This is a genomic window from Sphingomonas sp. ACRSK, from assembly GCF_022346685.1.
In the GTDB taxonomy this organism is placed as follows: domain Bacteria; phylum Pseudomonadota; class Alphaproteobacteria; order Sphingomonadales; family Sphingomonadaceae; genus Sphingomonas; species Sphingomonas molluscorum.
Window position 1 is genome coordinate 1 of record NZ_JAKRNR010000060.1, and the last position, 7,844, is coordinate 7,844.

Annotated in this window: 7 protein-coding genes and 2 pseudogenes; 6 read left to right on the forward strand and 3 right to left on the reverse strand. The window is 67.1% G+C overall.

Features of this window, described 5'->3' with window-relative positions; translation table 11 throughout:
- From MHZ35_RS17310 to MHZ35_RS17335, 6 genes and pseudogenes are all read left to right on the forward strand, one after another.
- Nucleotides 1–121: pseudogene (locus MHZ35_RS17310) on the forward strand (IS481 family transposase); the annotation flags it as partial.
- A gap of 70 nt (nt 122–191) precedes the next feature.
- Nucleotides 192–380, forward strand: a complete 189-nt coding sequence (locus tag MHZ35_RS17315) for a DUF3008 family protein (protein ID WP_132884456.1) — start codon at nt 192–194, stop codon at nt 378–380.
- Between the two features lie 3 nt (nt 381–383).
- Nucleotides 384–911: a protein-L-isoaspartate O-methyltransferase gene (gene pcm, locus MHZ35_RS17320; RefSeq protein ID WP_239436772.1), complete on the forward strand. Its 528-nt coding sequence runs from the start codon at nt 384–386 to the stop codon at nt 909–911.
- Nucleotides 912–952: 41 nt separating this feature from the next.
- Nucleotides 953–1,309 carry a hypothetical protein gene (locus tag MHZ35_RS17325; protein WP_239436773.1) on the forward strand — a complete coding sequence of 119 codons (357 nt, stop codon included), beginning with the start codon at nt 953–955 and terminating at the stop codon, nt 1,307–1,309.
- 60 nt (nt 1,310–1,369) lie between these two features.
- A pseudogene (locus MHZ35_RS17330) lies at nt 1,370–2,389 on the forward strand (erythromycin esterase family protein); the annotation flags it as partial.
- A 45-nt stretch (nt 2,390–2,434) separates the two neighbouring features.
- Nucleotides 2,435–3,373, forward strand: a complete 939-nt coding sequence (locus MHZ35_RS17335) for an NADP-dependent oxidoreductase (RefSeq protein ID WP_239436774.1) — start codon at nt 2,435–2,437, stop codon at nt 3,371–3,373.
- A gap of 39 nt (nt 3,374–3,412) precedes the next feature.
- Here MHZ35_RS17335 and MHZ35_RS17340 read toward each other — a convergent pair whose 3' ends face one another.
- The 3 genes from MHZ35_RS17340 to MHZ35_RS17350 form a co-directional block, all read right to left on the reverse strand.
- On the reverse strand, nt 3,413–4,369 hold the full coding sequence (locus tag MHZ35_RS17340; protein WP_239436775.1) for a cation transporter: 957 nt from the start codon (nt 4,367–4,369) through the stop codon (nt 3,413–3,415).
- Nucleotides 4,366–4,803: a hypothetical protein gene (locus MHZ35_RS17345; protein WP_239436776.1), complete on the reverse strand. Its 438-nt coding sequence runs from the start codon at nt 4,801–4,803 to the stop codon at nt 4,366–4,368. Before MHZ35_RS17345 ends, MHZ35_RS17340 begins: the two co-directional genes overlap by 4 nt.
- A 189-nt stretch (nt 4,804–4,992) precedes the next feature.
- Complete coding sequence (locus tag MHZ35_RS17350) at nt 4,993–7,455, reverse strand: membrane-bound PQQ-dependent dehydrogenase, glucose/quinate/shikimate family (RefSeq protein ID WP_446741074.1); 2,463 nt, start codon at nt 7,453–7,455, stop codon at nt 4,993–4,995.
- Nucleotides 7,456–7,844: the final 389 nt, after the last annotated feature.

The window sequence follows — 7,844 nt, forward strand, 5'->3', positions numbered from 1 at the left end:
CCGCCGGCTCAAGACGCTCAGCGGCCTCACACCCTACGAATACATCGCCAAGATCTGGACGTCAGAGCCAGACCGGTTCATCGTCGATCCGATCCACCAGATGCCGGGACTGAACACCTAGGAACCGTCGCTCTCGGTTGAGGCACCATGGTTGCCCCGGTGCGTTGACCTCTCTCGAGAGGAGAGTGAAGATGCCCGCAAAGCCCGCCGCCCAGCAGAAGACCGCCGGTGCCGCGCTCAGCGCCAAGCGCGGCGACACCCCGAAGTCGAAGCTGAAAGGTGCCTCCAAGAGCATGGAGGACTCCATGAGCGAGAAGCAGCTGGAGGAGTTTGCGCACACCAAGCGCAAGGGAAAGCCCGAGCACGACAGCAAGGGCTGAACCATGACCGACTTCGCTGCCGCCCGCGCCAGGATGGTGGACGTGCAGATCGCGCGGCGTGGCATTCGCGACGCGGCGGTGCTCGACGCGATGCGCACGGTGCCGCGCGAACGTTTCGTACCGAAGGCGCTTGCCGAATTCGCGTATGAGGACACGCCCCTGCCGATCGGGGCGGAACAGACGATCTCCCAGCCGTTCATCGTGGCGGCCATGATCGAGGCGGCCATGATCGAGGCGGCCGAGATCGGGCGGCAGGATCGGGTGCTGGAGGTGGGGGCCGGATCCGGCTACGCCGCCGCCGTTCTCGGCCAGGTCGCCAATCAGGTGTTCGCCGTCGAACGGCATGCGCAGCTCGGCACCGCAGCGGCGGCGCGGATCGAGGCGCTCGGCTACGACAGCGTCCGGATCGAGAGTGGCGACGGCAGCGGCGGACTGCCGGCCGAAGCTCCGTTCGACGCGATCCTGGTGTCCGCGGGCGGGCCGGATGTACCCCATGCGCTGAAGCAGCAACTGGCGGTGGCGGGCACCTGATCGTGCCGGCGGGAGAACCGGGCGATCAAAAGCTCTGCAAGGTGACCCGCATCACCGAGGATAGCTTCGAGGAGCAGAACCTCGGCGCCGTCACGTTCGTGCCGCTGATCGGCGCCCATGGCTGGCCGGAGGATGGCAGCCGCTCGGCGAGCAATCACACCCCCGGCGCCTCGCGCAAGCAGACGCTGCCGGAGATGATCGCCGAAGCGGCAGAGCCGCTGCCCGCGTTCGACGATCCGGCATTCGGCCGCCTGTTCGATCGGTTCGCGGATCGCCGGGTGCTGCTGCTGGGGGAGGCGAGCCACGGCACCAGCGAATTCTACCAGGCGCGTGCCGCCATCACTCGGCACCTCGTCGAGCACCACGGCTTCACCATCGTCGCGGTCGAGGCGGATTAGCCGGATGCCGCCACCGTCGACCGCTTCGTCCGCCATCGCGAGCCGCGGCCCGGCGCGGAAACGCCGTTCCAGCGCTTCCCCACCTGGATGTGGCGCAACACCGACGTCCAGGCGCTGATCCGCTGGATGCACGCGCACAATGCCGACAGGCCGATGCACGACCGTGCCGGCTTCTACGGGCTCGACATCTACAACATGTCCGGGTCGATTGGCGCGGTGCTCGACTATCTGGACCGGATCGATCCCGAAGCCGGTGCCGCGGCGCGCGAGCGGTACGGATGCCTCACGCCCTGGCAGAAGAACCCGGCGACCTATGGCCGCGCGGCGCTCAGCCGGGGCTATGCCGAGTGCGAGCGGGCCGTGATCGAGCAGTGCCAGGCCTTGCTCCAGAAGCAGCTCGACTATGCGGCGGAGGACGGCGACGATTTCCTGGATGCGGCGCAGAACGCGCGGCTGGTCGCGTCGGCCGAGCGCTACTACCGGATCATGTACTATGGCGGCGCGGAGAGCTGGAACCTGCGCGACACGCACATGTTCGAGACCCTGCGCCATCTGCTGGATGCCAAGGGGCCGGACGCCAAGGCGATCGTCTGGGCGCACAACAGCCACATCGGCGACGCGCGTGCGACCGACATGGGGCAGGTGCGGGACGAGCTGAACATCGGGCAGTTCTGCCGCGAGGAGTGGGGCGATGCGGTCGCGTCTATCGGCTTCGGCACCCATAGCGGCACCGTGGCCGCAGCGACTGACTGGGACGGCGACATGGAGGTGAAGCGCGTCAATCCCTCCCGTCGCGACAGCTATGAGCGGCTATGCCACGACAGCGGCACCGAGCGGTTTCTGCTCGATCTTGCGCCCGGACGGCACGAGGCGCTGCGGCGCGCGTTGGCGGAACCGCGGCTGGAGCGCTTCATCGGCGTCATCTATCGCCCCGACACGGAGCGCTGGAGCCACTATAGCGACGCGGTCCTGCCCGAGCAGTTCGACGCCTATGTGTGGTTCGACACGACCCGCGCCGTGACGCCGCTGGGTCCGGAGCACCATCGCGGCATGCCCGAGACCTATCCGTTCGGCGAGTGACGATCGGCCCACGAGAAGGGCCTGCCCAAGTTTCAGGAGGCACAGATGCACGAGAGCAAATCGGTACGGGTGCACGCATTTGGTGGGCCGGAGGTGCTGCGGGTCGAACCGGTCCCGATCCCCCAGGCCAAGGATGACGAGGTGCTGGTCCGGGTCGCCGCCGCCAGCCTGAATCCTGTCGACTACAAGACGCGCGAGGGCGAGTTCCCGCCGGTCGGCGAGGACGCGCTGCCCGCCATTCTGGGCCGCGACCTTGCCGGGACGATCGAGGCGGTCGGCACCCGTGCGCACTATATGCTTCGCAAGGGCGACCCCGTGTTCGCCTTCATCGGCTTCGATCGCGGTGGGCAGAGCGGATATGTGGTGGTGAAGGCGCTGGAGCTTGCCGCCGCGCCAGCTTCGATCGATCTCGTGCATGCGGCCGCGGTGCCGCTGGCGGGCATGACGGCGTGGCAGGGGCTGTTCGACCACGGCGGCTTGCAGGCGGGGCAACGCGTGCTGATCCACGGCGGTGCCGGTGGCGTGGGACACCTCGCCGTCCAATTCGCCAAGGCAAAGGGCGCGACGGTGTTCGCGACCGCGGGGACGAACGATCTCGACTATGTCCGCTCGATCGGCGCGGATACGGCGATCGACTACAAGAACCAGCGGTTCGAGGACGTCGCAACCGACATCGACCTCGTGCTCGACCTGGTCGGCGGCGAGACGCAGACCCGGTCCTTTGCCGTGCTGCGCGATGGCGGCACGCTCGTCTCCACGCTCGATGTCGCCGAACCCGACAAGGGCAGGGACCGCAACATCCGCGTGCCGGAACGCTGGCTGGCACAGGTCAACACGAAGCAGCTCGGCGAAATCGCGGCGCTGATCGACGCGGGCAAGGTGAAGGTCGAGGTTGCCGCGGTGTTTCCCGTCGAAGACGCGTCCTCTGCATACGAGCGGCTGGAGAAGGGCCATGTCCGCGGAAAGATCGTGCTGACCTTCTAAATCGGCGGCGCGGGCGGTCGGTCAGCACCGGCATAGGACTCAGCCGTTCCCCTTCGATGCGGATGCCGCGGGCTCCTGCTCAAAAGGCTCCGGTGCCACGAAGCTGATCTGGCCCAGGCGCCAGGATCGTTCCGGATCCCCCGTCCAATAGGTCGCGGGATCCACCCTTTGTTCAGGAGGCGTCGCGCCGATCACTTGCGCGCGGATGATGCGCCCGGTTTCGCGCAACCGGACCTCCGCGCCCGGGAAGCGGGCTCTGAGTAGCTGGTCTATTGCGGCGGCATCTTCGGCGATCTTCGGGCTGTCGAGAGCCCGCGGCGTTCCGTCCACGAGCTCGGCCGTTGCCGCACGAAGGGCGCGCAATCCGTCGTTGAGGATGTCGAGAGCAATGATGCCCGCCGCCACGGCATCGGCCCACCAATAGCCGAGCCCGATTCCGATCACGCCACCGATCCCGGCGATGCCGGTCATCCAGTTCGCCTTCTGGGTCTGCGCGTCGGTAAACAGCGTCTTGTCGTTGAGTGCCCTGGCCAGCGGCAGCTTCAGCCGGCCGAGCACCAGCGGCACCACGATCGAATAGACCTGGGCTGCGACCATGACCCAGCCGAGCCATAATTCGTGGCCAAGGACGTCGACGGCGGCGATGGTGGCATGTTCCTGCGCGAACAGGCTCATTGCGGAGTTCACCAGCAAGCTCCCGCCGAGCGCCGTCAGCGCTGCCGCCGCGATGGCGAAGGCGAGGCTGGGCGCGCGCTGGAACCCGTTCGGAAAGCGTGTCGTCGGCGCCCAGCGCTCGATCCGGACGGCAACGAGGAACACGATCGGCGGGATCAGGCTCAGGCAATCCTCGATCCAGGCCGTCTTCATCGTCTGGCTGGATCCCATTGCCGCGCCCATCACGGCGATCACGCTGATCGTCCAGGCGATCGACCACCATTCCAGCCGCTCGGCGCGGCGCATCAGCGGCACGGACGCTTCGGGCAGGGCGTTGCTCATCGTGCCACCTTCCTTGCCTCTCGTTGCACCAGCACAATCCATGCGTTCTCGCCGTTGCGGGTCACCGCATGGTCGTTCAGCGTGTTTGCCGCTGCCGTCTCGGACGCGAGCGGGGGGCCAAGCGTGACGCGGGTCTTCCAAGGTGTGTCTTCGGCGAAACGCCCGCCGACCACGATGTCGAGGTCGCCAGCTTCCAGTCGCAGCAGCAGCGCCTCTTGCCCGTCGCGGGTCACGGCCGGGTTCGCCCCGGTGTCCTTCGCCAAGGCTGCGATCAGGGCGTCGGCACGGCGGATGCTCTGGAGATCGGCGCCATCGACCATTCCGACGTGCAGGATCCGTTCTCGCCGGATGCGTTCGAGGCTGCCGTCCGGATCGCGCGGGATGTCCCCGCAGCTGGCTAACAGGGAGAAGAAGAGGGGGAACAGGGCTCGCATGCGCCACCCCATATCGGATTTCGCCCGATTACCGAATCAGGGGGAAGCCGAGCTGGCTGCGGTCCGCGAAGAAGGGCGGAACGATACGCCGCCAGGCTTGCATTCTGTCGATCGTGGGCCCGCCGGGGCACCAGCTGCCCGTCGTCGGGAGCAGGGCGCGCCTTCGCGTCCTGCTCCCGGGCACTCGCCTCAATCGGGCAGCGCATAGGCGATCAGCGCGTCGCTGACCGGCGTTTCCATGAAGTGGTGTCCGCCCGCCATGATCACCAGATACTGCTTGCCGTTCGCTTCATAGGTCATCGGCGTCGCCTGACCGCCGCCCGGCAGCACATCCTGCCAGATCGTCTTGCCGGTGCGCAGGTCGATCGCCCGGATCAGATTGTCAGTGGCCGCGGCGATGAACACCAGTCCGCCGGCGGTCACCACCGCGCCACCGTTGTTGGGCGTGCCGATGGTGAAGGGCAGCATCGAGGGGATGCCGAACGGCCCGTTGGTGCGTGCGGTCCCGAACGCACGGTCCCAGATGATCTTGCCGTCGGCCATGTTGATCGCCCGGATGCCGCCATAGGGAGGCTCCTTGCACAGCATGCCGGTGCCGTTCTTCGAGAAAGGCCAGAACTTGTTGCGCCAGCCGGCATTCACGTCGACCGCATAGGGCGTGTTCGCCTGCGGATCGCCGGCACCCTCCGCGCCGCCGATGTCGCCGCGCGCCTGATCGCGCGGCGCCCAGCCCCGCTTGTTCGCCTCGGCACGGGGCACCAGCGTGACGTAGTTGGGCATGTCGTTGTAGTTGGCGACGATCACCCCGCGCTGCGGGTCGATCGCGATGCCGCCCCAATCGGTGCCGCCGTTATAGCCGGGATATTCGATTGAGCGACGCCCGGCCTCGGGCGGCGTGAAGAAGCCCTTGTAGCTCGCCCTGCGGTATTGGATGCGGCAGATCATCTGGTCGATCGGCGACATGCCCCACATGTCGCGCTCGGTCAGGTCGGGCTTGCGCAGCGTATGCCACAGCGACACCGGCTGGGTGGCGGCGCGCTGCTCCGGTTCGACGCCGCCGGAGGGGGCACGGATCTCCCCCACCGGCGTCAGCGCGCGGCCGTTACGCCGGTCCAGCACATAGATGTCGCCCTGCTTCGACGGCAGCACCAGCGCCGGGGTGCCCTTGAAGTCGACCAGCGTCGCCTGCGCGCCGAAGTCATAATCCCACACATCGTTGCGCACCGCCTGGAAGCGCCAGCGTGGCTTGCCGGTGGTCACGTCGATCGCGACCAGCGAGGTTGCGAACCGCTTCTCCTCGGGCCGGCGAAGGCTGGAGTAATAATCCACCGCCGCATTGCCCATCGGAAGATAGACCAGACCCAGCTGCTCGTCGCCCGAGGCGATCGTCCACATGTTGGGGGTGCCGCGTGCCCAGGTCTGGCCCTCGGGCGGATAACCGCTCCACTGCGGGTTCATCATGTCCCACGCCCAGCGTAGCTGTCCGGTACGGGCGTCGAAACCCTGGATCACGCCAGAGGGCGCCCAGCGGTCCTGTCCATCCAGCACCTGATGCCCGGTCACCAGCACGCCGCGTACCAGCGTCGGCGGCGAATTGATCGACACGAAGCCCGGCGGCACCTCTCCCATGCCGATCTTGGCATCCGTCTGGCCGTTGGTGCCGAAATCCGGGCACAGCCGGCCGCTGCGTGCATCCACGGCGATCAGGCGCGCGTCGAGCGTGCCTTCGATGATCCGGGTCGCACAAGCCTGGTCGGCTGCCATGCCCGGAACCGCATAATAGACGACGCCGCGGCACGCTGCGGTATAGGGGATCGCCTCGTCCGGCACCTTGGGATCGTAGCGCCAGCGCTCCCGGCCCGTCGCTGCCTCCAGCGCGATCATGATGTTCTTGGGGGTGCACAGATAGAGGGTGTCGCCGATCTTCAGCGGCGTCGTCTCCGCGCCATAGGTGTTCCGGATTTTCTCCGACTTCGGCAGGTCGCCGGTGTGGATCACCCACGCCCGCTTCAGCTTGCCGACGTTTGCCGGATTGATCTGCGCCAGCGGCGAGTAGCGCCGGGCGCTGTACGTGCCGCCATAGGCCGGCCAGTCGGCGCCGACCTGCTGGCCGGACGGATCCGCCATGCCGGCGGTGCCGGGTGCGGGCAACTGGCTCCAGATCGGATTGGGCGCATTGGCGTCCGCCACCCACAGGTTCACCCCGGTGACCAGCACCGCCGCCGCCACGCCGCCCAGCGCCAGCTGCCAGCGGTTGCGCCGCCAGCTCAGCGTCGGCATCACGAGCAGCACGGCGACCAGCAGCACGACGGGCGCGACGATCCGCGGCACCAGCGCCCAGGCATCCGGACCCGATTCCCACCAGGCCCATATGAAGGTGACAGCGACGATGCCGAGATACAGCCAGCCGCCGGCAAGCCGCCCCTTGATGAGCAGAGCGCCTGCCACCGCCATCGCGACGCCGACGACCAGATAATAGAGGGACCCGCCCAGCATGGCGAGCCATGCGCCTCCTGCCGCCAGGATCAGTCCGATCAGCGCGATCACGGCGCCGACGACGATCGAACTCCAGCTACCCCAGCGGCGTGTTTCTGGACCCGCCTGCACTTGCGAAGGGGGACTGCCGAAGGAAGAGGTTCCGGAGTCGGTCACGACGGGGCTCCTTCACGACGACCGTTGCCGCGCAAGCTATGCTGCTTCACCAGCGCGCAGCGCCCTTTCCGGTCGGATCGAAGTCTGAGTTGCTGCAAGGGACCTGGGACCATAGTCGCAAGATCAGCTATGGGTTGGATCGGCCAAGATCGCCTCGGGTGCGTCGTCGTGGTCATGCTCGCCCTCCTCAACGGATGGAGAATGGACGGAGTTTGCATCCGTTCCATGAATGGCTTTGACCGGCAGAGTATTTGGGTGCTGCTGACAGGTGACGTTCTCCCTGTTTTTTCATCCAAGCTGAGTGAGAGTTTTCCGGCCCTTTAAAGCCTGTGTGCAAGGAGCTGGGACATGAAGAAGTCGAGGTACACGGAAGAGCAGATCGCGTTCGC